Annotated in this window: 24 protein-coding genes; 8 read left to right on the forward strand and 16 right to left on the reverse strand. The window is 68.6% G+C overall.

The genetic code is table 11. From position 1 onward, the window contains the following. Window positions 1-40: 40 nt before the first annotated feature. On the forward strand, window positions 41-388 hold the full coding sequence (locus tag HDC94_RS01685) for a hypothetical protein (RefSeq protein ID WP_179494299.1): 348 nt from the start codon (window positions 41-43) through the stop codon (window positions 386-388). Window positions 389-390: 2 nt separating this feature from the next. Here the strand turns inward: HDC94_RS01685 and HDC94_RS01690 are convergent, their stop codons facing one another. Both HDC94_RS01690 and HDC94_RS01695 read right to left on the reverse strand, forming a co-directional pair. Further along, window positions 391-3,834, reverse strand: a complete 3,444-nt coding sequence (locus tag HDC94_RS01690; protein ID WP_179494300.1) for a bifunctional proline dehydrogenase/L-glutamate gamma-semialdehyde dehydrogenase — start codon at window positions 3,832-3,834, stop codon at window positions 391-393. Between the two features lie 100 nt (window positions 3,835-3,934). Next, window positions 3,935-4,522: an NADPH-dependent FMN reductase gene (locus HDC94_RS01695; protein WP_179494302.1), complete on the reverse strand. Its 588-nt coding sequence runs from the start codon at window positions 4,520-4,522 to the stop codon at window positions 3,935-3,937. 77 nt (window positions 4,523-4,599) lie between these two features. Between HDC94_RS01695 and HDC94_RS01700 the strand changes: the two genes are divergently transcribed. The 3 genes from HDC94_RS01700 to HDC94_RS01710 are packed head-to-tail and all read left to right on the forward strand — an operon-like array spanning window position 4,600 to window position 7,178. Then, entirely contained in the window at window positions 4,600-5,103 is a 504-nt protein-coding gene (locus HDC94_RS01700) for a MarR family winged helix-turn-helix transcriptional regulator (RefSeq protein ID WP_179494304.1), read from the forward strand. Beyond that, the gene (locus HDC94_RS01705; protein WP_179494306.1) at window positions 5,072-6,643 is read left to right on the forward strand and encodes an NAD(P)/FAD-dependent oxidoreductase; all 1,572 of its coding nucleotides are present in this window, start codon (window positions 5,072-5,074) and stop codon (window positions 6,641-6,643) included. The genes HDC94_RS01700 and HDC94_RS01705 overlap by 32 nt, the downstream gene beginning before the upstream one ends. Window positions 6,644-6,653: 10 nt before the next feature. After that, the gene (locus HDC94_RS01710; RefSeq protein WP_179494308.1) at window positions 6,654-7,178 is read left to right on the forward strand and encodes an SRPBCC domain-containing protein; all 525 of its coding nucleotides are present in this window, start codon (window positions 6,654-6,656) and stop codon (window positions 7,176-7,178) included. A 252-nt stretch (window positions 7,179-7,430) separates the two neighbouring features. On the opposite strand, the gene nhaA is transcribed toward HDC94_RS01710, so the two are convergent. The 3 genes from nhaA to HDC94_RS01725 form a co-directional block, all read right to left on the reverse strand. Beyond that, complete coding sequence (gene nhaA / locus HDC94_RS01715; protein WP_179494310.1) at window positions 7,431-9,302, reverse strand: Na+/H+ antiporter NhaA; 1,872 nt, start codon at window positions 9,300-9,302, stop codon at window positions 7,431-7,433. A 295-nt stretch (window positions 9,303-9,597) separates the two neighbouring features. Further along, window positions 9,598-10,146, reverse strand: a complete 549-nt coding sequence (locus HDC94_RS01720; protein ID WP_179494311.1) for a thioesterase family protein — start codon at window positions 10,144-10,146, stop codon at window positions 9,598-9,600. 64 nt (window positions 10,147-10,210) lie between these two features. Then, window positions 10,211-10,555 (reverse strand): DUF4190 domain-containing protein, encoded by a 345-nt coding sequence (locus HDC94_RS01725; protein WP_179494312.1) that lies wholly within the window; start codon window positions 10,553-10,555, stop codon window positions 10,211-10,213. Between the two features lie 109 nt (window positions 10,556-10,664). Between HDC94_RS01725 and HDC94_RS01730 the strand changes: the two genes are divergently transcribed. From HDC94_RS01730 to HDC94_RS01740, 3 genes are all read left to right on the forward strand, one after another. Then, entirely contained in the window at window positions 10,665-11,690 is a 1,026-nt protein-coding gene (locus HDC94_RS01730; protein WP_179494313.1) for a 6-phosphofructokinase, read from the forward strand. A gap of 149 nt (window positions 11,691-11,839) precedes the next feature. Next, a complete protein-coding gene (locus tag HDC94_RS01735; RefSeq protein ID WP_179498770.1) occupies window positions 11,840-12,232 on the forward strand; it encodes a DUF1304 domain-containing protein in 393 nt (130 codons plus the stop codon). Continuing rightward, a complete protein-coding gene (locus HDC94_RS01740) occupies window positions 12,229-12,633 on the forward strand; it encodes a nitroreductase family deazaflavin-dependent oxidoreductase (protein WP_179494314.1) in 405 nt (134 codons plus the stop codon). Before HDC94_RS01735 ends, HDC94_RS01740 begins: the two co-directional genes overlap by 4 nt. On the opposite strand, the gene HDC94_RS01745 is transcribed toward HDC94_RS01740, so the two are convergent. The 9 genes from HDC94_RS01745 to hemQ form a co-directional block, all read right to left on the reverse strand. Then, window positions 12,630-13,382 carry a uroporphyrinogen-III synthase gene (locus HDC94_RS01745; protein WP_179494315.1) on the reverse strand — a complete coding sequence of 251 codons (753 nt, stop codon included), beginning with the start codon at window positions 13,380-13,382 and terminating at the stop codon, window positions 12,630-12,632. The genes HDC94_RS01740 and HDC94_RS01745 overlap by 4 nt on opposite strands. 80 nt (window positions 13,383-13,462) lie before the next feature. Next, window positions 13,463-13,690, reverse strand: a complete 228-nt coding sequence (locus HDC94_RS01750; RefSeq protein WP_179494316.1) for a DUF3618 domain-containing protein — start codon at window positions 13,688-13,690, stop codon at window positions 13,463-13,465. 1 nt (window position 13,691) lies between these two features. Then, window positions 13,692-14,096: a phage holin family protein gene (locus HDC94_RS01755; RefSeq protein WP_179494317.1), complete on the reverse strand. Its 405-nt coding sequence runs from the start codon at window positions 14,094-14,096 to the stop codon at window positions 13,692-13,694. A 5-nt stretch (window positions 14,097-14,101) separates the two neighbouring features. After that, on the reverse strand, window positions 14,102-14,437 hold the full coding sequence (locus tag HDC94_RS01760) for a YtxH domain-containing protein (protein ID WP_179494318.1): 336 nt from the start codon (window positions 14,435-14,437) through the stop codon (window positions 14,102-14,104). A gap of 92 nt (window positions 14,438-14,529) precedes the next feature. Then, entirely contained in the window at window positions 14,530-15,834 is a 1,305-nt protein-coding gene (gene hemL / locus HDC94_RS01765; protein WP_179494319.1) for a glutamate-1-semialdehyde 2,1-aminomutase, read from the reverse strand. A gap of 130 nt (window positions 15,835-15,964) precedes the next feature. Further along, window positions 15,965-16,954: a porphobilinogen synthase gene (gene hemB, locus HDC94_RS01770; RefSeq protein WP_179494320.1), complete on the reverse strand. Its 990-nt coding sequence runs from the start codon at window positions 16,952-16,954 to the stop codon at window positions 15,965-15,967. Beyond that, on the reverse strand, window positions 16,951-17,883 hold the full coding sequence (gene hemC, locus HDC94_RS01775; protein WP_179494321.1) for a hydroxymethylbilane synthase: 933 nt from the start codon (window positions 17,881-17,883) through the stop codon (window positions 16,951-16,953). The genes hemB and hemC overlap by 4 nt, the downstream gene beginning before the upstream one ends. Next, window positions 17,880-19,022: a ferrochelatase gene (locus HDC94_RS01780; protein ID WP_308495743.1), complete on the reverse strand. Its 1,143-nt coding sequence runs from the start codon at window positions 19,020-19,022 to the stop codon at window positions 17,880-17,882. The genes hemC and HDC94_RS01780 overlap by 4 nt, the downstream gene beginning before the upstream one ends. Before the next feature lie 95 nt (window positions 19,023-19,117). Beyond that, window positions 19,118-19,774 carry a hydrogen peroxide-dependent heme synthase gene (gene hemQ / locus HDC94_RS01785; protein WP_179494323.1) on the reverse strand — a complete coding sequence of 219 codons (657 nt, stop codon included), beginning with the start codon at window positions 19,772-19,774 and terminating at the stop codon, window positions 19,118-19,120. Window positions 19,775-20,035: 261 nt separating this feature from the next. On the opposite strand from hemQ, the gene HDC94_RS01790 reads away from it, so the two are divergent. Then, window positions 20,036-20,962 carry a hypothetical protein gene (locus HDC94_RS01790; protein WP_179494324.1) on the forward strand — a complete coding sequence of 309 codons (927 nt, stop codon included), beginning with the start codon at window positions 20,036-20,038 and terminating at the stop codon, window positions 20,960-20,962. A gap of 432 nt (window positions 20,963-21,394) precedes the next feature. Here the strand turns inward: HDC94_RS01790 and HDC94_RS01795 are convergent, their stop codons facing one another. After that, window positions 21,395-22,606: an NAD(P)/FAD-dependent oxidoreductase gene (locus HDC94_RS01795; protein WP_179494326.1), complete on the reverse strand. Its 1,212-nt coding sequence runs from the start codon at window positions 22,604-22,606 to the stop codon at window positions 21,395-21,397. A 114-nt stretch (window positions 22,607-22,720) separates the two neighbouring features. Beyond that, the gene (gene hemE / locus HDC94_RS01800; protein ID WP_179494327.1) at window positions 22,721-23,776 is read right to left on the reverse strand and encodes a uroporphyrinogen decarboxylase; all 1,056 of its coding nucleotides are present in this window, start codon (window positions 23,774-23,776) and stop codon (window positions 22,721-22,723) included. Window positions 23,777-23,839 lie beyond the last annotated feature (63 nt).

A 23,839-nucleotide genomic window follows, 5' to 3' on the forward strand; every position in this document is an offset into this window, starting at 1 on the left:
GATTAAGGGTACGCGACGACGCTTGACCAAATCTTTCCCAGTGGAACATACTGTGCTCATGTTCGGTATCGGCAAGAAGGCCTGGGAGCCCGCAGAGGCGACGATCGTGCTCGTCAACATCAAGAAGGTGTCGAGCGACGGGCTCACGCCGACGCGCGAATGGGCCGCCGACGTACGCCGCGCCGACGGATCGGTCACGCGCGCGAAGATCGACGAGCCGCGCTGGGTGACCGACTTCTGGCCTCCGGACGCCGGTAACGTCGTCAAGGTCGAGATCGATCCGGCATCGGGTGCCGTGCGCTTCGACGTGAAGAACGACCCCCAGCTGTCGGTCAAGGGACGCGAGAAGGCCCAGTCCGATGCGTTCAAGGCCGCCCTCGGCGAGTAACGCTAGATCTCGAGCGAGATCATCGCCCGGTCGGGGTTGCCGAAACGGTGCGCGGTGACCGTGACCGACTGCTCGCGCAGGAACGGCAGGAGCTCGATGCGGCCCTCTGTCGTCACGGGCCCCGCATAAATCGCCACGTCGGGTGATCCGCCCGTGGCCTCCGCAAGAGCCCTGGCATCGCCGCCGACGAGACGCACGCGACCGGTGAGGCGGGGCGCACGCGCGAGGAACGCGGCATCCGTCTCGATCGCGACGTCGCGCACCCGTGCTGACGGGTTCGCCGTCGAGAAGGACTGCACGAGGGCCGCGGGGAGCGGCAGTGCAGAGCTGATCGTGACGAGCGCGCCCGCGCGGGATGCCGCGGCGATGAGTCGCACGAGGTGCCCGAGCGACTCCCCCTCAGACAGCCGCAGCGTCACTTCGGCTGGTCGGTAGCGCAGCACGTTCCGTTCGACGCCGAGGTTCGAGACATCCCTGGCGACACCGAGCTCGGACGCCCAGGCCCTCTCGTCGCTCTGGGCGGCACGGCGCACGCGATCGAACTCGGGGAAGTCGAGGCCGGTCTGGCCGTGGCGGATGACCTCGGCGACACTCGCGGAGACACCCTTGAGCGTGATGTTGGCGACGGGCTCCTTCTCGATGGACTCCCACCGGCCGAGAGTGAGCACGTAGTTGGGTCCGCCGGCCTTGGCGCCCGTTCCGACGGTTGAGCGCTTCCAGCCGCCGAACGGCTGGCGCTGCACGATCGCGCCCGTGATTCCGCGGTTGACGTAGAGGTTGCCGGCCTGGACACGGTCGAGCCAGCGGGAGACCTCGGCGGGATCGAGCGAGTGGATGCCCGCCGTGAGGCCGTAGTCGCTCCCGTTCTGGAGGTCGATCGCCTCGTCGAGGGTGCGCGCCGTCATCACTCCGAGGATGGGACCGAAGTACTCGGTGCGGTGGAACTCGCTGCCAGCCTGGACTCCGGTGCGAACGCCCGGCGACCACAGGCGACCACTGTCGTCGAGCGCGCGCGGCTCGACAAGCCAGCTCTCGCCCTCGCCCAGCTGGGTGAGGCCACGCAGGAGCTTGCCCGTCGGCGCCTCGATGAGGGGGCCGACGACCGAGGTCGGGTCCTGCGGGTAGCCAACGTGGAGGGTGCGCACAGCGTCGACGAGCTGGCGCTGGAACCGCTCACTGCGCGCGACGGAGCCGACCAGGATCACGAGCGAGGCGGCCGAGCACTTCTGCCCGGCATGGCCGAACGCGCTGCGCACGATATCGCCGACCGCGAGGTCGAGGTCTGCGGTCGGCGTCACGATGATGGCGTTCTTGCCGCTCGTCTCGGCGAGCAGCGGCAGGTCGGGGCGCCATGACCGGAACAGCGCCGCGGTCTCGTACGCGCCCGTGAGGATCACACGGTCCACGCGCGGGTGGGCGATGAGCTGGCGACCGAGGTCACCCTCCTCCACGTCGACGAGTGTGACGAGTTCGCGCGAGATGCCAGCCTCCCAGAGCGCCTCGACCATGACGGCCCCACTGCGGCGGGCCTGAGGTGCCGGCTTGATCACGACGGCCGACCCTGCGGCGAGCGCCGCCAGCACGGACCCGGCAGGGATCGCGACGGGGAAGTTCCAGGGCGGGGCCACCACGGTGAGACGCGGCGGGATGTACGTGGCATCCTCGATCGCGTCCAGCTCGACGGCACGCTCTGCGTAGTAATGGGCGAAGTCCACCGTTTCGCTGACCTCGACGTCTGCCTCGGCGAGGGTCTTGCCGGTCTCACTCGCCATCACCTCGATGAGTCGGCCGCGGAAGGCCGCGAGCACGTCACCGGCGTCGTGCAACAGCCGCGCGCGATCGGCGCCGGGAGTTGCACCCCACGCTTCGCCGGCACGTTCGGCCAGGGCGATGCGCTGCTCGAGGGTCTCGGCATCCTGCACGAGTGCTGCGGAGATCGTGTCGGCACCGAGGCGCGAGTCCGCGCTGCGGGCGAGAATGCGCACGCCCCAGTCACGGTTGGCCGCGAGGGACGAGTCGGTGTCTGCCTCGTTCTCGAACCCGGTCTCGGGAGCGATCTCGAGAACGGATGCCCGATCCTGGGTTCGGCGCGGGCCGAGCTCGAGCTCGCCCATGCGCTCGAGCGAGGCGCTGAACCGACCGGCCTCCCGCTCGAACACGTCCTGCGAGGTGGCCAGCTCGAACAGCCCGGACATGATGTTCTCGGGGGACGCGTTCTCCTCGAGGCGACGGATCAGGTAGCTGATGGCCGAGTCGAACTCCGACGGATGCACGACCGGCGTGTACAGGCGGAGCCCACCGACATCCCGCCTCACGACCTCCGACTGTGCGGTGGCCATACCGAGGAGCATCTCGAACTCGACGCGTGACTCGACGCCGCGCTGCTGGGCGAGCAGCCACGACCAGGCAACGTCGAAGAGGTTGTGGCTCGCGACGCCGATGCGCACGGCGTCGGTGTGCTCCGGCGTGAGCGCCCAGTCGAGCACGCGCTTGAAGCTCGCATCGGTGTCGACCTTGGTGTCCCAGGTCGCGAGCGGCCAGCCGTGCATGCGCGCGTCGACCCGCTCCATGGCGAGGTTGGCACCCTTGACGACACGCACCTTGATGCCGGCGCCACCCTCAGCGTGGCGACGAGTGGCCCACTCCGTGAGGCCCTGCAAGGCGCCGAGTGCATCCGGAAGGTAGGCCTGCAGAACGATGCCCGCCTCGAGGTTGCGCAGCAGCGGCTTGTCGAGGAGACGCTGGAAGACCGCGATGGTGAGTCCGAGGTCGCGGTACTCCTCCATGTCGAGGTTGATGAACTTCGCCTTGCGGCCGCTCTTCACAACGCCAGCCGCGTACTCGTAGAGCGGCGTCAGCCGTTCGACGACGTAGTCGACGGTCTCGTCGAATACCCACCCGTTGAGCTGGGCCGCGATGGACGACACCTTGATCGACACGTAGTCGACGTCGTCGCGTTCGAGGAGTTCGCGAGTGCGGTCGAGACGGCGGGTGGCCTCGCGCTCACCCAGCACGGCTTCGCCGAGGAGGTTGATGTTGAGGTCGCGCCCACTCGCGCGAAGGCGAGCGAGCGATTTGTCGAGCCGGGAGGGCGTCGCGTCGATCACGAGGTGCGAGACCATGTCGCGCAGCGCCCAGCGCGCGATCGGAACGATCGGCCAGGGCAGGATCGGCGCGAAACCGCCGCCGAGGAGGATGGCGGCGCGCAGGTACCAGGGCAGGAACGCCGGGATGCGACGGCTCAGCTTCTCCAGGTTGCGACCGGCGACGCGAAGGTCCTCGGGGCGCACGACGGAGTCCACGAAGCCGAGGGCGAACTCGAGGCCCCGGGGATCCTTGAGGAGTCCGGCGAGGCGCTCGCCCGCGGCATCCGATTTCTCCTTCGACGACTCGCGCAGCCAGCGCTGGACAGTGCTGATGGTTTCGTCGTGAAGCTCGGGATGCATGTTTCCGAGCCTAATCACGCAACCTGTGACAATGACCGCCGAACAGCGCAGGAATACTGTGCCGTTCGGCGGTCATCCGCAAGAATGTCTCGCCGTGGAGCTAGGCAGCGAGGGATTCGCTAGCCACGCGCACGGTGCGCAGCGCGCCGGACCACGACTCGAGCTGGTCGAGCATCGTCGCGAGGGGCGCCTCGTGGTGGGGGACCGGCTTCATGGTCGTGTAGTTCTCGAAGTCCGTGTGGAGCGAGATGCCCACCTGCTGGCGCACATCCGCCATCTGCAGCTCACCGACGATGAGGCGGAGGTGCTCGACGGCACGGGCACCGCTCGCGGCGGCGCCGTAGCTGACGAAGCCGACGGCCTTGTTGTTCCACTCGCCGTAGATGAAGTCGATGGCGTTCTTGAGCGCGCCGGAGGTCGAGTGGTTGTACTCGGGCGTGACCATGACGAAGCCGTCGTACGACGCGATCGTCTCTGCCCAGGCACGGGTGTGCTCGTTGGCGTAGAGGCCCTGCGAGGCGGGGATGGCCTCGTCGAGGTGCGGGAGGTTGAAGTCGGCGATGTCGACGAGTTCGTACACGACACCATCACGCTTGGTGGCCTGCTCGAGCACCCAGTCGGCGACCTGCGCACCGTTCCGACCTGGGCGTGTGCTGCCAAGGATGATTCCGATTCTGAGCTCTGACATGACGTCCTTTCGAAGAAGTTGACGTGTCACCATAACTCGCCATAGATGACGTGTCAACTACCCGGTATGATGGTGTGATGGGAGCCGCTCTCGACGACGAAGAGGTGGACGTCTGGCGCGCCTTCTCGCTCATGCGACGGCAGCTCGATCTGACCCTCGAGCGCAGGCTCCAGGCGGACGCGGGAATCTCCTCGGCCGACTTCGCCGTGCTCGTCGCCCTGCAAGACGAGCCCAGCCGCCGCCTTCGCGCCGGCCGCATCGCCGACCTCATCGGCTGGGAGAAGAGTCGCGTCTCCCACCAGCTCAAGCGCATGGAGCAGCGCGGCCTGATCTCCCGCCAGGAATGCGGCGACGACGCACGCGGCGTGTGGATCCAGTTGACCACGGACGGCAGCCGGGCCGTGCTGGCGGCCCTCCGCGATCATTCCGATGCCATTCGCGAGAACTTCTTCACGCTGCTCACTCCCGAGGAACAGGAGATCCTGCGGAGCGTCTCCTACCGTGTGCTCGACCGCATCAACCCGCCTATTTGTGATTCCACCGACACCGATGCCGAGGGCTCCGGTGACGACGCCAACTGACGACACCCGCGACGTCGTCGTCGTGGGCGGAGGGCACAACGGACTCGCCGCTGCCGCGTACCTCGCGAGCGCAGGCAAGCGCGTGACGGTGCTCGAGCGGTTGGGCACCGTCGGTGGGGCTGCGGTCTCCGCGCAGGCCTTCGACGGCGTGGATGCACGGCTGTCGCGGTACTCGTACCTCGTGTCGCTGCTTCCCGGTCGCATCATCCGTGACCTCGGTCTCGACATCCGCCTGGCCCGCCGGCGTTACTCGAGCTACACGCCCGACCCGGCGCGCCCCGGCACGGGCCTCCTCATCGACAACGCGGATGCCACGGCGACGGCCGCAGCGCTGGGCGCAGACGACCACGCCTGGAACTCGTTCTACTCGAGCACCACGCGAGCAGCGGAGGTGTTGTTCCCGACGGTGACGGAACCGCTGCTCACCCGCACCGAGGCGCGCGCGGCGCTCGGTGACGACGCCCTCTGGGACTGGCTCGTGGAGCGCCCGATCGGCGAGGCGATCGAGGAGCGCTTCAGCGGCGACGTCGCTCGCGGGGTGGCGCTGACCGACGCGCTCATCGGCACCTTCGCGCCGAACATCGATCCCGCGCTCGACGGCAACCGCTGCTTCCTGTACCACGTGATCGGCGGCGGCACGGGCGACTGGGATGTGCCGGTCGGCGGCATGGGCGCGGTCTCCGGCGAGCTTGCGCGGGCCGCCAGACTTGCTGGTGCGGAGATCCTCACCGATGCGACGGTCACCGCAATCACGCCTGACGGCGACGTCACCTTCCGCCACGGCGACGCCGAGCGCACCCTCCACGCGACGTGGGTGCTCGCGAACACCGCTCCCGCCGTCCTGGCCGGCCTCCTCGGTGACGAGATCGAGGTTCGGCCCGAGGGCGCGCAGGTCAAGGTCAACCTCCTCGTGAAACGCCTGCCGCGCCTGCTCGACTCGTCCGTCGACCCTGCCGCCGCGTTCGGCGGCACCTTCCACATCAACGAGACGTGGACGCAGCTGGATGCCGCATACCGGAGCGCCGCACGTGGAGCCCTGCCCGGTCCCCTGCCGTGTGAGATCTACTGCCACTCGCTCACGGATCCGAGCATCCTGTCGTCCGAACTGCAGGCCGCCGGCGCCCAGACCCTCACGGTGTTCGGCCTGCACACCCCGCATCGGCTCGTGACCGAGGAGAGCAACGACGCGCTGCGCGCCCAACTGCAGCAGGCCGTGCTCGACTCGTTGAACTCGGTCCTCGCCGAACCCATCAATGACCTGCTGCTCACGGATGCCACGGGCGCGCCCACGATCGAGACCAAGACGACCCTCGACCTGGAGCACGCCCTCGCGATGCCCGGCGGCAACATCTTCCACGGGCCCCTCACGTGGCCGTTCGTGGAGGACGATGCGGAGCTCGCGACACCGGCACAGCGGTGGGGGGTTGCGACGCGGCATCCGCGGATCCTGCTGTGCGGCTCTGGCGCCCAGCGCGGCGGTGCCGTGAGCGCGATCGGCGGGCACAACGCCGCCATGGCCGTGCTCGAGAGCGGCGACTAGGGTCGGGGGCATGGGCATCCAGGCGAGCGGCAGGGTCGTGCGAGACGAGAGCGGCCTCGAGCTGATCGTCGAACGACGCGTGCCTCTGCCTGCGGGCGAGACATGGGACTGGCTCACGGCGTCCGCGCGACTGAAGAAGTGGATAGGGCCTCGCCGCGGCAGGGCAGTCGTCGGCGGTACCGTCGACCTGACCATGACCGCGGAGGAGGGCTCACCGACCTCGACCCTCACCCTTGATGCGTGCGAACCGGGCGAGCGCTACACAGTGGCGTTCGGCGAGAGCGCCGACGCCTGGCGCATCACGATCTCGCTCGCCGACCTCGGCACCACCACCGCCGTCTACCTCAAGCAGCGCCTCGCGAACGCGCGGGACGCCGGCAGCATCGGCCCTGGCTGGGAGTGGTACCTCGATCGGATGCTGGCCGCCATCGCCGGAACGGAAATGCCCGACTTCGACGAGTACCTCACCGTGCAGCGCCCCTACTACGAACGCCTCGCCATGGACGGCGACCCCGTCTCGTGGCCCCCGAGTTGAAGCGCGCGGCTGACGCTCCTTGCTTGTTGGTTGAGTGGCGCGCTGGAGCTTGGAGCGAAGGCCATTTCTGGCCTTCGCCGCGACGCCAGCGCCGATGCCCGTCTCGGGCATCGGGCGAAGCGGCCGTCATCGAAACCCGGTGGGTTGAGTAGGCCCGCGAAGCGGCCGTCATCGAAACCTCACCAACGAACAACACCAATCACGCGGGCGAGGTTTCGATAACGCCGGGCTTCGCCGCGGCTACTCAACCGACTAGGTGGAACTGGGCGCCGTCGCCTGCAGCGCCCTCGCAAGCGACTGTGCGTCGTACGGGCCGACGTGGCGGCGACCGTTGACGAAGAACGTCGGAACCGCCGTGATGTCCATGGCCTCGGCATCCAGGATGTCGTCGCGAACCCGGGCCGCCACCTCCGACGAGCGCAGGTCCTCGGCGAAGCGATCCACGTCGAGGCCGAGATCGCTCGCGCGCCGGAGGATGTCCTTCGGCATCTGGTTCTCCTGGTCGGCGAAGAGGGTGCGGCCGTACGGGTAGAACTGCCCCTGCAGTCCGGCGGCCTCGGCTGCCTCCGCGCCCGCGATCGCGTTGGGGTGGAAGTCGACGAGGGGTGCGTGACGCCACACGTAGCGCAGGTCGTCGCCGAGCATCCCGCGCAGTTCGTCGATCGCGCCCGATGCCTTCGAACAGAACGAGCACTGGTAGTCGCCGTACTCGACAAGGGTGAACGGTGCATCGACGGGCCCGACGATGTGGTCGCGCTTCGGGTCGACAGGTCGCACGAGCACGGCTCCCACCTCCTCGTCTGCACGGCTGCCGTCGGTGATCCTGAAGATGATCGCGCCGAGCACGAAGGCGATGACGGATGCCGCGAGCACTCCCACTCGCGCCTCGTTCTGCGCGTCCGCATCCTCGATCGCGAGGTCGACGATGAACAGCGAGATCGTGAAGCCGATACCGCAGAGCGCTGCGCCACCGGCGATGCGTCCGAGGGTGAGGCCCGGGCCGAACTCGCCCCACCCCAGACGTTTGATCAACGCCGACGCACCGAAGACACCGACGAGCTTGCCCACGACGAGCCCCACGACGACACCCCACGTGATCGGCGACTGGAGTGCCGCGGTGAGGATCTCGCCGTTGATCAGCACTCCAGCGTTCGCAAGCGCGAACAGGGGGAGGATCACGAACGCGATGTAGGGCGCGTAGGCCGACTGGAGTCGCTCGTTGATCGAGATCGACTCGCGCAGGCTGTTGGCCGCGAGCCTCGCATACTCCGAGTTCGGCGACTGCCGGAACATGTGCGCCAGGTCGAGCGCCTGTTCGACGTCCCTCCGATCGGGTCGATACACGGGAACGAGCAGCGCGATCGCGACGCCTGCAAGGGTCGGATGCACGCCGGATGCCAGGAATGCGAGCCACACGATGATCGCCAGGGTGACGTAGATGGGCCCGCGCCCCCGCTGCAGGTAGCGCGTGAAGAAGATGCCCGCGAGGCCGACTGCGGCAATCAGCAGCGGCAGTGGCGAGAAGTTGGCGGTGTAGACGAACGCGATGATGGTGAGCGCACCGATGTCGTCGACCACGGCGAGCGTGAGGAGGAAGAGGCGCAGGCGCCCGGGAGCGCGCGGACCGATGAGCGCGAGCGCACCCACGAGGAACGCGGTGTCTGTCGAGATCACGACACCCCACGCGTGCAGCTCGCCCGAGTTCAGGTTGAACAACACGAAGATCAGGGCGGGGATGGCAAGTCCTGCGATCGCGGCGCCGACCGGCACCACCGCGCGGGACCACTTGGTGAGCTCGCCGATCGCGAACTCGCGGCGCACCTCGAGACCCACCGAGAAGAAGAAGATCGCCATGAGGGCGTCGTTCACGAGGGCGTGCAACGAGAACTCGAACTGCAGGTCCTCGACGCCGATCATCACGTGCGTCTCCCAGAACCGGTGGTAGGAGTCGCCGGGGATGTTCGCCCACACGACCGCGATGACCGTGGCGAGCAGCAGCAGGATGGCGCCGAGCCGCACCTCGCCCAGCGAACGCAGCTTGTCGGCGATGGAGGCGTGCTTGCGCTGGTGGTTGTGCGGTTCGAGCGGATCCGGCGAGCGCTGGATGATCGTGAGCTGGGTCATGGGTGCTCCCTCGACGGGCGCGGGCAGAAGATGACAGCCAGTATTGCGCAGGTTGGGGCGGCCATCGGTAGGTTGAGTAGCCGCGGGCGAAGCCCCGGCGTTATCGAAACCTCAGCGCAGTGCTTGGTGTTGTTCGTTGGTGAGGTTTCGATAACGGCCGCTGCGCCCGATGCCCGAGACGGGCATCGGCGCTGGCGTCGCGGCGAAGGCCAGAAATGGCCTTCGCTCCAAGCTCCAGCGCGCTACTCAACCCACAGGGTTCGGCCCTTTCGCGGGCCTACTCAACCAGCAGCACTCAGTCCCAGATGCTGGGGGCCTCGGCGCGGGTGCTCGGCAGGGCGACGTCGGCTGCCCATCGCTTCACCCATTCGGGCGGCGGGAAGTGCGCGGCATCCACCTCGAGCAGGCGCGTGAGGTCCTCGATGCTCACGACGCCACCGCCCTTGCGGAGGAAGCGGCCGCGCGTCATCGCCTGCGCGTAGATCTCGCCGTCCACGACGAAACGCTGCTCGCAGTAGACGGCGCGCTCATCGATCCCGACGATGCGCGTCTCGAGGTCGAAGCGCTGCCAAGGCTGGAGCGACTTGCGGAACGAGATCGTCTCGTTGGCCATCACCGGGTACATGCCGAGGGCGTTCAGGCGCTTCCACGACCCCGTGCGCACGAGCAGATCCATGCGGCCGAGATCCATGATCGACAGGTACACGCCGTTGTTCATGTGGCCGAGCACGTCGAGGTCGGTGGGGAGCACACGCAGGCGGATGCGACTGACCGACGTGGCATCCAGTGCGCTGGCCCGGCGGCTGCGCAGCATGTGGAGGATGGTGCGGAAGAGGAGATGCACGCGTGCAGGCTAACGCACTGAGCCCCGACAACAAGGCCGGGGCTCAGTGGTTGCTCTCAGAGAATCAGCCGCAGGTGACGGTCACGCCGTTGTCGAGCGTGTGGACGCCAGTGCCCAGTTCCGCACACTGGCTGACGAGGGCCGAGAAGCCGGCCACCGCAATGACGATCCACAGGATGGTGAGGGCGAGGAAGATGAAACCGAGCACGATCGCAACGGTCGCGGGGGTGTTCTTGACCCCGGCCTTCTTGGACTGGCCACGAGCCACGAAACCGAGGATCAGGCCGAGTAGGGAGATGAAGAAGACGGAGACCAGAGCGACGATGCCGAGGGTCTTGCCGTCGGACGCTGCGGGCGCAGCTGGGGCGGGAGGTACGGGTGCGGATGCGGGAGGTGTCACGTCACTCATTGCTGGCTCCTTCTCTGAAGTACGACTCTCGTGAGTCGATGTGCCCAGACTCTATCGGTGGCACAGGGCCGTGCACCATCGGTTGACAGCAACACGGCATGATGGATACATGAGCATTGGCATCCTCACGAGTGGCGGCGACTGTCCCGGGCTGAACGCGGTGATCCGCGGCGCGGTCCTCAAGGGCATCCAGATCTACGGCAAGGAGTTCGTCGGTTTCAAGGACGGCTGGCGTGGAGTGGTCGACGGGGATGTCATTCCCCTCGAGCGCAAGGACATCCAGGGCATCGCGAAGCAGGGTGGCACCATCCTCGGCACGAGCCGCACGAACCCGTTCGAGGGCGACGGCGGGCCGGAGCGCGTCAAGGAGAACATGGAGCGCCTCGGGGTCGACTCGCTCATCGCGATCGGCGGTGAGGGCACACTCGCCGCGGCCAAGCGCCTGACGGACGCCGGCATCAACATCGTCGGTGTTCCCAAGACCGTGGACAACGACCTCTCCGCCACCGACTACACCTTCGGCTTCGACACCGCCACGCAGATCGCGACCGACGCCATGGACCGCCTCCGCACGACGGGCGACTCTCACGGTCGCTGCATGGTTGCCGAGGTCATGGGTCGCCACGTGGGATGGATCGCCCTCCACTCCGGCATGGCCGCCGGTGCCCACGCGATCCTCATCCCCGAGCAGCGCACGAGCATGGACCAGATCATCGAGTGGGTGCAGTCCGCTCGCAATCGTGGTCGCGCACCTCTAGTTGTCGTCGCCGAGGGCTTCAAGCTCGACACGATGGATGACGCGCACTCCGAGCGCGGACTCGACGCCTTCGGTCGTCCGCGCCTCGGCGGCATCGGTGACGTGCTCGCCCCCGAGATCGAGGCTCGTACGGGAATCGAGACGCGCGCCACGACGCTCGGCCACATCCAGCGTGGTGGGACCCCCACCGCCTACGACCGCGTGCTCGCCACCCGCTACGGCATGGCCGCCGTCGACTCCGTCGTGCACAACCGCTGGGGCCGCATGGTCTCGCTGAGCGGCACGACCATCACGCACGTGGCCTTCGAGGACGCACTGGGCAAGCTCAACACGGTGCCCCAGTCGCGCTACGACGAGGCCGCGATCCTCTTCGGGTAGGCATCGCCCCGGCTTCAGGGCGGCGGGGTTTCGATGACGGCGGGGCTTCGCCCGCGCCTACTCAACCCACAGTCATAACGGCGGGGCTTCGCCCGCGCCTACTCAACCCACGGAAGTCAGGGGTCTACTCTGGCGACATGAATACCGGCCTGCTTGTCGCGTCGACGGTCCTCGTGGGGATCGCCGCGCTCATCCACCTCTACATCTTCACGCTCGAGAGCGTTCTGTGGTCGCGCCCGAAGACCTGGCGCACGTTCGGGGTCGCGAGCCAGGCCGACGCTGACGTCACTCGTCCCATGGCCTACAACCAGGGCTTCTACAACCTCTTCCTCGCGGTCGGCGCACTCGTCGGCCTGGTGCTGCTGTGGGTCGGGATGCCAGAAGCCGGCGCCGCGCTCGTGTTCCTCGCCGCGGGCAGCATGGTAGCCGCCGCGCTCGTGCTGATCATCAGCTCGCCGAAGCTCGCTCGCGCGGCCGCGATCCAGGGCCTCGCACCTCTCCTCGGAATCATCGCGCTCGTTCTCGCGCTGAACCTCTCATGACCGACTTCAACACCCAGATCATCGAGGACTTCCGGGCCCATGGTGGCTACGTTGGTGCTCCGTTCAACAGCGACAAGCTCGTGCTCCTGCACCACGTGGGTGCCAAGTCCGGGGTAGCCCGCGTGAGCCCGCTCATGAGCTTCCCGGACGAGGAAGGCTGGGTGATCGTGGCATCCAAGGGCGGGGCTCCCGAGAACCCCGGCTGGTACTACAACCTCCTGGCCAACCCCGACACCGAGATCGAGTTCGGCACGGAGACGATCCCGGTGCGGGCATCCGTGATCCCCGCGGACGAACGCGCACCCCTGTGGGCCGACATCACGGCGAAGAACGCCGGATTCGCCTCCTACGAGAGGCGGACGGAGCGGGTCATTCCGCTCGTTCGGCTGACGCGCCGCTAGCGGGAGGCGCGCTCGACGAGCGCGTCGATGAGGGAGTCGGACGAGCGGTCCTCGGCGATGACGTCCACCCGGAGGCCCGCGGCGCGGGCGTCGAAGGCCGTCCGCGGTCCGATGCACGCCACGACAATGCTCTCCGGCAGTGGAGCCAGCTGTTCGGCGATCTGGCGCGCGACCGACCCCGAGCTGACGAGGATCGCGGACATACGACCGGATGCGACATCCGCCCGAACCGCGTCGGAGACGGGCACCCCCACCGTCCGGTAGGCCGCCACGAAGTCCGCCGTGAGCCCGAGCTCGCGAATGCCGGAGACGAGCGTCGGTTCGGCGATGTCGGACTGGGGGATGAGCACGCGGCCCTCGATCGCTGACGACGGCCACTCCTTGACGAGCCCGCGCGCGGAATTGTCGGTCTCGGGCACGAAGTCCACCCGGTACCCCGCGAGTTGGAGAGCCCCCGCGGTGGTCTCGCCGACAGCTGCCACCTGGGTGTTCTCGGGAAGTACGACGCCGTGACCTGCGAGCACATCCACTGTCGTTGCGCTCGTCACCACGAGCCAGTCGTACTGGCCGTCGGCGAGTTCGTGGAACGCGTTCGCGAGGGCAGCGCCGTCATCCGCGCTCGCGAAGTTGATCATCGGGGCGATGACGGGGATGGCTCCGAGCGCACGGAGCCGGGCTGCAACTCCATCACCCCACTTACCTCCGCGCGGCACGAGGACACGCCAGCGCTTCAGAGGTTTCGGGTCCATGCCACTATCCTGCTCCCGTCGCGGATGAGGCGCCAATCGGGACCGTCCGCCGCCGTCTGCGTGCTCGTCGGGAGCCCGGTTCAGTCGTCGCTCAGGATGGCCCAGGCCACGAGCCCAGCAACCACGACGGCCGCACCGACCGCGCCGACAATCCACGGCACGGGGTTCGACTCGTAGGAGGCCTTGGCCTTCGCCGTCAGCTCCTCCACACGCTTCGGAACATTGAGCTTGTCCTCGATAGCGTCGAGGGTCTCCGTGAGGCCCGCTCGCGCAGCGGCAACTCGCTCTTCGATGGGTGCGTCGCTCATGTCAGTCTCGCTTTCCGATGCCCTGAATCGCGCGGACATCCTTCTTGATGCTGTCGATGGATTCGGTGGGTCCCTGCGAACCGCGCTTGAGTGAGGCCACGCCAATCGCGACCAGGATCGCCGCGATCACGAGCAGTCCGCCACCGACGATCAGTGCGGAGGCCCACGGGGGGAGCACCTCGGAGAGGCCGAGGATCGCTGCGGTGATGAAGACGGCGAGCGCGAGGAAGAGCACCGTTGCAGCGGCGACCAGGAGACCGATGCCGATGCCGGCCTGCGCAAGACGCGTGACCAGTTCCTTCTTGAGCTGCTCGATCTCGCCTCGCACCAGGTCCATGAAGTACCCGGGCAGGTCGGCGATGAGGGAGAACAGGGAACGCTTGGGGCGGGGAGGTACGCCGGTCATGGCGGTTACTTCGCCGAGCTGGACTTTGCCGCGGTGCTCTTCGCGGCCGACGACGAGGTGCTCTTGGCTGCAGGCTTGCGCGTCGTCGTGGACTTCGCGGGAGCCTTCGAACCGGAGACCTGCGACACGACCTTCTTCGCGCCATCCGCGATGAACTCGGCAACATCGGGCGCCTTGTCCTTCACGAAGTCCTGGGCGTCATCGACGCGCTTCTGCACGCGGGGATCGTTCCAGAATCTGGATGCCGTCGCCTTGATCTGCTCGTACTTCTCGCGCCCGGCACGGGTGCCGAGAACGTAGCCGACCCCCAGGCCGACCACGAACAGGATTTTGCCTCGCATGGATGCTCCTTCGTTCGACGGTCGCGGTGCTTGCCCTCCCACACTAGCCCTGTGCGGCTTATGCCGCTAAGGGAATGCAGGGGGTTGACAAGTCACGCGGAGGGCGTCGCCGACCCGGCAGCCCTCGCGGCGGCCGGAAGGGCATCGAGGATGCGCGTGACTGCCGCATCGTCGTGTGCAGCAGAGACGAACCAGGCCTCGAATACGCTCGGCGGAAGCGAGACGCCGACGTCGAGCATGGCGTGGAAGAACGGCGGGTAACGGAACGCCTGCTGCTCCTTCACCTGCGCGTAGGTGCGCGGGGCGGTCGGCGAGAAGAAGATCGAGAACAGGTTGCCCGCGTGCTGGACGGTGTGCTCGACACCCTCTGCGGCGAGCGCCGCGGAGGCTGCGGCGGAGATCGTGGCGGCTGTCGCGTCGAGATGGGCGTAGGTCGTGGCATCCGCTGCCCTGAGGGTGGCGAGGCCCGCGGCCACGGCAACGGGATTACCGCTGAGGGTGCCAGCCTGGTAGACGGGGCCGAGGGGTGCGAGGAGGTCCATGATCTCGGTGCGTCCGCCGAGGGCCGCGAGCGGCAGACCGCCGCCGATGACCTTGCCGTAGGTCACGAGGTCGGGCATGTAGGAGTCGTCGAGACCCCACCAGCCGGACGGGCTCACGCGGAAGCCCGTGAGCACCTCGTCGAGGATCACGAGTGCGCCGTTCTCGTGGGCGATGCGCGTGAGCTCGGCGTTGAAACCCGCGTCGGGCGGAACGACACCCATGTTCGCGGCGGCGGCCTCGACGATGACCGCGGCGATGTCGTTGCCGCGCTCGGCGAAGAGCTCGCGCACCGCATCGAGGTCGTTGTATCCGATGACCACCGTCTGGGCGGCGACGGCCGCGGGCACGCCTGCCGATCCCGGGATCGCGAGAGTCGCGAGGCCCGAGCCGGCCTCGGCCAGGAGGCCGTCGGAGTGGCCATGGTAGTGGCCGGCGAACTTCACGAGCAGGTCGCGGCCCGTCGCGCCTCGGGCGAGACGGATGGCTGTCATCGTCGCCTCGGTTCCCGTGGAGACGAGGCGCAGCTTGCCGAGCAGGCGAGAGCCGACGCGGTCGCGCACGAGTTCTGCGAGTTCTGTCTCGCCCGGGGTGGATGCACCGAACCCGAGGCCACGGGAGGCGGCATCCTGCACGGCCCTGATCACGTCGGGGTGCGCGTGACCCAGGATCGCGGGACCCCACGAGCTCACCAGATCCACGTACTCGCGGCCCTCGATGTCAGTCACATACGGACCGGTGGCCGAGACGTAGGAACGGGGTGCGCCGCCGACGGAGCCGAACGCTCGCACCGGGGAGTTGACGCCGCCGGGGAGGATCGCGCGGGCCCGGTCGAAGGCCTGTTCGTTGGTTGTCATGGGGTGCTCCTTGGGCGGGGGTGGGGGTTTCGATAACGCCGGGCTTCGCCGCGGCTACTCAACCCACTAGTGGACCGGGCTTGGCCGAGGCTACTCAACCCACTAGTGGACCGGGCTTCGCCGCGGCTACTCAACCAGCAGAGAGTGTGCGCGCCGCCTCTACGGCGTAGTAGGTGAGTACGGCATCTGCGCCAGCACGACGGATGCTCGTGAGGGACTCGAGTACGGCACGTTCGCGGTCGATCCATCCGTTCGCCGCCGCGGCCTCGATCATGGCGTACTCGCCGGACACCTGGTACGCCCACACGGGAACCGGGCTGATGGCGGCGGCGTCGGCGAGCACATCGAGATAGCTCATCGCGGGCTTGACCATCACGATGTCGGCACCCTCCTCGACGTCGAGCATGACCTCGCGGATGCCCTCGCGGCGATTCGCCGGGTCCTGCTGGTAGGTGCGCCGATCGCCCTGGAGTGACGACTGGACGGCTTCGCGGAACGGTCCGTAGAACGCGGACGCGTACTTCGCGGCGTAACCGAGCAAGGGAGTGTCGGGGTGGCTCGCGGCATCCAGTGCCTCGCGCACGGCCGCGACCTGGCCGTCCATCATGCCGCTCAGGCCGAGCAGCTGGGAGCCGGACTCCGCCTGCGCGACGCCCATCTCCCGGTAGCGCTCGAGGCTCGCATCGTTGTCGACGACGTAACCGGTCGCTGAGGTACTCGAAGCGCGTAGAACTCCGCAGTGCCCGTGGTCGGTGAACTCGTCGAGGCAGAGGTCGGTCTGCACCACGAGCGCGTCACCGGCCTCGGCGACCGCCACGCGGGTGGCGACGTTGAGGATGCCGTCGGGGTCAGTGGCTCCGGAGCCCACGGCATCCTTGTGCTCTGGCACACCGAAGAGCATGACGCCGCCGACACCGAGGGACGCGGCCTCCGCGATCGCGGCCTTCATCGAGTCGAGCGAGTGCTGCAGAACTCCGGGCATCGACGAGATCGGCACGGGCTCGCTGAGCCCCTCGCGCACGAACATCGGGAGGATGAGCTCGGCGGGATGCAGGCGCGTCTCCGCGACCAGTCGGCGCATCGCCGGGGTGGCTCGCAGGCGGCGGGGGCGGACGATCATGACGCGCCGATCAAGCCGGCAGCGCCGAGGTCGAAGAGTTCCTTGGCCACACGCTCGGCGACGTCGCCAGCCGGGTCCTTCGTGTCGGACACGTACAGGGCGTGCGAGCTCGTGAGGTAGTGAGGCTCGCTCCCTGAGGCACTCGAAGGGTCTGCGCTGTAGACCCGGGCGGAGAGGAACAGCATGCCGTCGTCGATGAGGGCGTGCGCGGCGACGGGGGCCGAGCATCCCGCCTCTAGCAGGGCGAGCGTGCGGCGCTCGGCCTCGACGATGATGCGGGATGTCGCGTGGTCGAGCGCTTTCGCGAGCTTCTCCTCGCCCGACCGAACCTCGATCGCCAGGGCACCCTGGCCGGGGGCGGTCGGCCACCAGTCGATGCTGAGGAAATCGGTCACGGCGTCGAGCCGGCCGAGGCGCGTCAGGCCCGCGACGGCGAGCACCACCGCGTCGAGCTCGCCCGAGGCGACCTTGCCGAGGCGAGTATCCACATTGCCGCGGATGTCCACGACCTCGAGGTCGGGACGGCGGGCGCGCAGCTGGGCGACACGGCGGGGCGACCCCGTGCCGACCCGGGCGCCGTCGGGGAGAGAGTCGAGAGTGAAGCCGTCACGTGCACACAGCGCGTCACGGGCATCCTCTCGCTTGGGGATGGCCGCGATGGTGAGGCCAGGGACGGGTGCCGTCGGGAGATCCTTGAGGGAGTGGACGACGACATCGCACTCGCCGGCGAGGAGCGCGTCACGCAGTGCACTCGCGAAGACGCCGGTGCCGCCGAGGCTCGCGAGCGACTCGGACGAGCGGTCGCCCTCGGTCGAGATCGTGATGATCTCGGTCTCGGCGCCCGTCTTGGCGGTGAGGCTCGCGGCGACCGCACGGGTCTGTGCGAGGGCGAGGGCGCTGCCGCGGGTTCCGACTCTTATAACGGTCATGGCGCGATCCCGGCCAGCGCCGGCTTGAACCCGAGGCGCACGTTCTCGCAGCAGCCCGGGCGGCAGACGTCGTACCAGGGTCCGAGATCGGTGAGGGCCGGGCGCTCGGCGGTGGGGATGCCGTCGCGACGCTCGAGCACCAGGTCGACAAGGCCAGACACGAAGGCGGCGTGGACACCGGGCGTCGGGACGCGCACCGCGGTGATGCCGTTCTCCTCGGAGGTCTCGAGAGCCTCGGTGTCGAGGTCCCACTTCACCTCCATGTGGTCGGAGATGAACCCGAGCGGAACGATCACGAGGCCCTTCACGCCGGATGTCGCGAGCTCCGCGATGCGGTCGTTGATGTCGGGCTCGAGCCAGGGCTGCGTCGGAGGGCCGGAGCGCGACTGGTAGACGAGGTCCCACCCGATTCCCTCGGCGACCTCATGCACCACGACCTCGGCCACCGCCAGATGCTGGGCAGCGTAGGCGCCACCCTCGCCGAAGTCACGGTCACGCGGACCACTGCGGATCGCGTCATCCGTCGGAATCGAGTGGGTCGCGAAGAGCACGTGGATCTGCTCGCGCGGGATGCCCTGCGCTTCGAGCTCGGCGATACCGTCGCGCGTGCCCTCGATGAAGGGCTCCACGAAACCGGGGTGGTCGAAGAACTGGCGCACCTTGTCGATCTCGATGACTCCGCCGAGGCCGGTCTCGTCGAGGGCCATCGCGTAGTCCTCGCGGTACTGGCGGCAGCTCGAGTAGGAGCTGTAGGCGCTCGTGCCAATGGCGATGAGCTTCGTGAAGCCGCGCTCGTTCGCCTCCGTGAGTGCGTCACGCAGGTAAGGGTCCCAGTTGCGGTTGCCCCACAGCACGGGCAGGTCGATGCCGCGCTTCGCGAGCTCCGCCTCGAGCGCCGCCTTGAGCTCGCGGTTCTGGTCGTTGATCGGGCTCACGCCACCGAAGGCGCGGTAGTGGTGCGCGACCTCCTCGAGACGCTCCTCCGGGATGCCGCGGCCCCGAGTCACATTGCGCAGGAAGGGGATCACGTCGTCCTGGCCCTCGGGCCCACCGAAACTCGCGAGCAGGATGGCGTCGTAGGCGACGGGGACCTCGACGTGCTCGGGGCCGGATGCCGCGGCGGGCGTTGCGCCCGGCACCACCTGTGGGTCGAGCGAACCCTGTGGGTCGAGCGAACCCTGTGGGTCGAGCGAACCCTGTGGGTCGAGCTTGTCGAGACCTCCATTGGCAATACTCATGACAGCACCTCTGCGATCTCGTCGACGCGGATGCGGCGACCGGTGTAGAACGGGATCTCCTCGCGAACGTGCAGCCGGGCATCCGTCTGCCTCAGGTGACGCATGAGGTCGACGAGGTCGACGAGCTCCGGGGCCTCGAGCGGAAGGATCCACTCGTAGTCGCCGAGGGCGAAGGCCGCAACCGTGTTGGCGAGCACCTGCGGGTACTCGGAACCCTTGCGTCCGTGATCGGCGAGCATCGCCTTGCGCTCATCGTCGGGCAGCAGGTACCACTCGTAGGAGCGCACGAACGGGTAGACGGTGAGCCAGGCCTCGGGCTCCTTACCGCGCAGGAACGCGGGCACGTGGCTGCGCGTGAACTCGGCCTCGCGGTGCACACCCATCGCGTTCCAGGTCGCGATCAGCGGCTTCAGCGGCTCGCTGCGGCGGAGTTCGCGGAGTGCCCACTGCAGCGTCTCGGGCTTCTCGCCGTGCATCCAGATCATGAGATCGGCATCGGCCCGCATGGATGACACGTCGTAGAAGCCGCGGATCGTGACGCCCGCCGCCTCCACTCTTGCGATGGCGGGAGCCAGGTCTCCGGTGCCTGCCGGAGTGGCGCCGTCCCGGCGGAGTACTGCCCACAACGTGTAGCCGAGTGCCTCGTCTGTCATCGTTCCATCCTCGCACTCTCTACACGCTGTAGAAAACTCTCGTTCGCGCGTTCCTCCCGTCGCCGCGAGAGTGCAGTTGCGCCCGGTGGATGCCGCGTCCACTAGTCACAACTGCGTGCTCGATGTCGCGGCATCCGCGCGCCGCTGGGCGAGAGTGCAGTTCCGCGCAGCGGATGACTGGGGCACTAGTCGCAACTGCGTAGTCGCCACGGGTGTGGATGATGCGCCGCGAGCGTAGGCCGCACAGCGCAGGATTCTCGGGTGACTCGCAGGAGGGACCTGCCGCCGGGGCTCGGAGAGGCGTTCGCGGTGCGGGATGCCCGGGCATCCGGAGTCACGGCGCGGCGACTCGATGCCCGCGACCTGGAGGCACCGTTTCGTGGATCACGGATCCGGGTGACGAACGCCCCGAGCCTCGACCGGTACGAACTGCGCGAGTACGAGCTGCGGCGGCGGGCGCAGGCCTATGTTCCGGTGGCTCCCCGGGATGCCGCCTTCTCGCACGTCACGGCGGCGCGACTGCTCGGGATGCCGCTTCCCGAACGCCTTTTCGCGGACGAGCTCCACGTCACGACGTCTGGCCAGCCCCCTCGACGGAAGGGGGTCGCAGCGCATCGCTCGCTGGATGCCCGACGCATCGAGGTGCGCGGGTTTGCCGTCATCCCGGCCGAAGTCGTGTGGCTGCAACTCGCTCCGCTCCTCACGCTCGAGGAGCTCATCGAAGCGGGCGACCACCTCGTGCGGCGCAAACGGCCACCGTGCACACTCGACTCTCTCGCCGCCGAGATCGTGGCCGCTCGCGGTCGACGCGGGGTGACTGCGGCGGCCGCCGCGCTTCCCCACCTGCGCGCGGGCACCGATTCGCCGCGCGAGACCCGGATGCGTCGGACGATCGTGCACGCAGGGTTTCTCGAACCGGCGGTCGGCTTCCGCGCGCACCACGAGGGTGCCTTCATCGGTACGCCGGACCTCGCCTACCCCGAGTACCGCATCGCCTTTGAGTACCAGGGCGGCGGTCACCGCGAGGAGGACGTGTTCGAGGAGGACATCGACCGGCTCGAGCGGTTCCACGAGGCGGGGTGGGCGGTGGTTCAGGTCACGAAGGGCCTGCTCGAGCGTCGAGGCTGGCTCGCCGAGCGCACGCGGCGGGCGCTCCTCTCGCGCGGGTGGAGCCCGTCCTCCGCGTGAGAGTGCGCTTGCGACCAGTGGATGCCCGCGGCACTAGCCACAACTGCGTACTCGGGTCCGCGGCATCCGCCCGCTGTGATGCGCCCCCTCCGCGACAGTGCAGTTGCGACTAGTGGATACCGCGCAACTGGGCACAACTGCGTACTCGGCGCCGCAGCATCCGGACGGGGCGGTGCGGCCTCTCCGCGAGAGCGCAGTTGCGACCAGTGGATGCCGCGCAACTAGCCGCAACTGCGCACTCGGGCCCGCGGCATCCGTCCACCGCGGTGCGGCCCCTCCGCGAGAGTGCACTTGCCACTAGTGCGGCGCGCGCAACTGGTCACAAGTGCGCACTCGGGCCCGCAGAATCCGCCCGGCGCAGCTTCGGCCCAGTCGAGAGTGCAGTTGCGACCAGTGGATGCCCGAGGCACTTGCCACAACTGCGCACTCGGGCTACGGGGCTAGCAGCGCGGCGGCGGTACGCTCCGCGTGGGCGACGATGCCGGCGATGCCGGAGCCTCCGACGGTCTCACCGACGACGATGTGGTCGGTCGGAGTTGTGAGGGCTGCGGGGCGGGTCCACTCCACGCGGGCGAAGTCGAGGACCGCGGTCGGCGGCAGGTCCGTGCCGAGGAGGGCCGCGGCATCCGTGCGGGCGGTCTCGGCGAGGTTCTCGGGCTCGTCGTCGTACGACAGCCGCAGCACTTGCTTGCCCTCGGCGCGCTCGCGCAGCCACTCCCACTTCGCGGTCGAGTGCGTGAGCGCCCGCGCGCGGATGCCTCGAGCCCCCTGTGCAACGAGCACCCCAGTCCCACGGGGCGCTGCGTCCAACTCCGGCGCATCCACCACGAGGGTGGCGACAACCACGTTCCGCCCGGCCACGGGTGCCACGATGCCGGGCGCAGCCACGATCACCGTGCCGGGCAGCCCCTCGAGCGCCGTCACCCTCCGGTCGAACTCGACCGCGGCGCCGTACGTCTCCAGGTCGGCGGCGAGTTCCGTCACGAGCCTGTGGACTCCACCGCGGATGCCCTCCACGGCGGAACCTGCCGGAGCGGCACTGCGTAGCGACCGCACCGCGGCCGCGAGCGAACCCTGCTGGCTGTACGCGTGGCGCAATCCCGCGACGCGGTCGATCGAGAGCTTGTCGGGGTGGATCGAGTAGACGCCGTGCACAACGGGAGCGACGAGCCGTTCGAGCACGGCCGCCCCCATCCGGCGTCGGACGAGTTGCCCCAGCGTGAGCGACTGGCGCGCCCACAACGCAGGAATGAGGGAGTCGAGTTGAGCGCGGAACGCTGCAGCTCCGCCGACGACGGCGATGACATCCGCGGCGAGGGGTGTGCCCGGGATGCCGAGGAGGGCGGCGTCCGGCAGGGGCACGGCGGGGCCCGACACGGGGTGAAGCCACGCACCCATCGACGAGGGGGCAACGACCTGGTTGCCGAGGCCGATCTCCGCGGCGAGAGCGGCGACGGTTCCGCCGCGGATGGCGAAGCTCTCCGCGCCGGCGTCGAGGTCGAGGCCGGCGACGGTGTGCCGGGCGACGGTTCCGCCGAGATGGTCGGATGCCTCGAGCACTGTCACCGCGCGGCCGGCCATCGCGAGCCGGCGAGCCACCACGAGACCGCCGATGCCGCCGCCGATCACGGTGAAGTCAGTCACGGGAGCCGCGCTTCGAGAGCCTCAGCGAACGAGGTTCGCCCACCAGCGAACGGGGTTCGCCCATCAACGAAGGGGCGTCGCCCACGGGCGCGCGGGGTAGGCCGAGCGGTGCACTCACCGCGAGTGCACCAGTTCCACGATGCGGGTGAGCACGTCGGGGTCGGTCTCGGGGGGCACGCCGTGGCCGAGATTGACGACGTGCGCGGGCGCGAGCATCCCGCGCTCCAGCACATCGATCACGTGTGCCTCGAGCACATGCCAGGGGGCACCCAACAGGGCGGGGTCGAGGTTGCCCTGCAAGGGAACACCACCGCCGAGGCGACGCTCGGCCTCGTCGAGCGGGATGCGCCAGTCGACCCCCATGGCCTCGACGCCGATCGAGTGCATCGCGTGCAGCACCTCACCGCTGCCCACACCGAAGTGCACGCGCGGCACGTCGAATCCGCGCAGGTGCGAGAGAGCGCGCTTCGAGTGTGGCGCGACCCGGCGCACGTACTGCTGCTCGCTGAGCGACCCGACCCACGAGTCGAAGAGCTGGGCGGCGGATGCCCCGGCCAGCACCTGCGCCTTGAGGAACTCGCCCGTGACATCCGCGCACCAGTTGAGGAGCGCCGCCCACGTGTGGGGGTCGGAGTACATCAGAGTGCGCGCGCGCAGCTGGTCCTTGGACGGGCCGCCCTCGACCAGGTACGAGGCGAGCGTGAAGGGCGCACCCGCGAAGCCGATGAGCGGGGTGGTCCCGAGCTGCGAGACGGTGAGGGCGACGCCTTCGGTGATGGGTGCGAGGGCCTCGGGGTCGAGGGGGCGGAGGGCCGCGACATCCGCTGCCGTGCGGATCGGGTTCGCGATCACGGGCCCCTTGCCGGGAACGATCTCGACGTCGACACCCGCGAGCTTGACCGGGATGACGATGTCGCTGAAGAAGATCGCCGCGTCGACTCCGTGTCGGCGCACGGGCTGCAGCGTGATCTCGCTGGCCAGCGACGGCGTGAGGCAGGCGTCGAGCATCTGGGTGCCGACACGTAGCTCGCGGTACTCGGGCAGCGAGCGCCCGGCCTGACGCATGAACCAGACCGGAGTGACCTCGGGGCGATCACCGCGATAAGCCCTGATCAGGGGCGCAGAAGCGGTGCGTCCGTCGACGAGGGGATGGTCCGTGGGGAGAGTCACCGGTTAACCCTACCCACTAGAGCCTCCAACTTAATTAGGTTAGGCTCCCCTAACATCCCAACC

This window comes from Leifsonia sp. AK011 (assembly GCF_013410945.1).
Classification (GTDB): domain Bacteria; phylum Actinomycetota; class Actinomycetes; order Actinomycetales; family Microbacteriaceae; genus Rhodoglobus.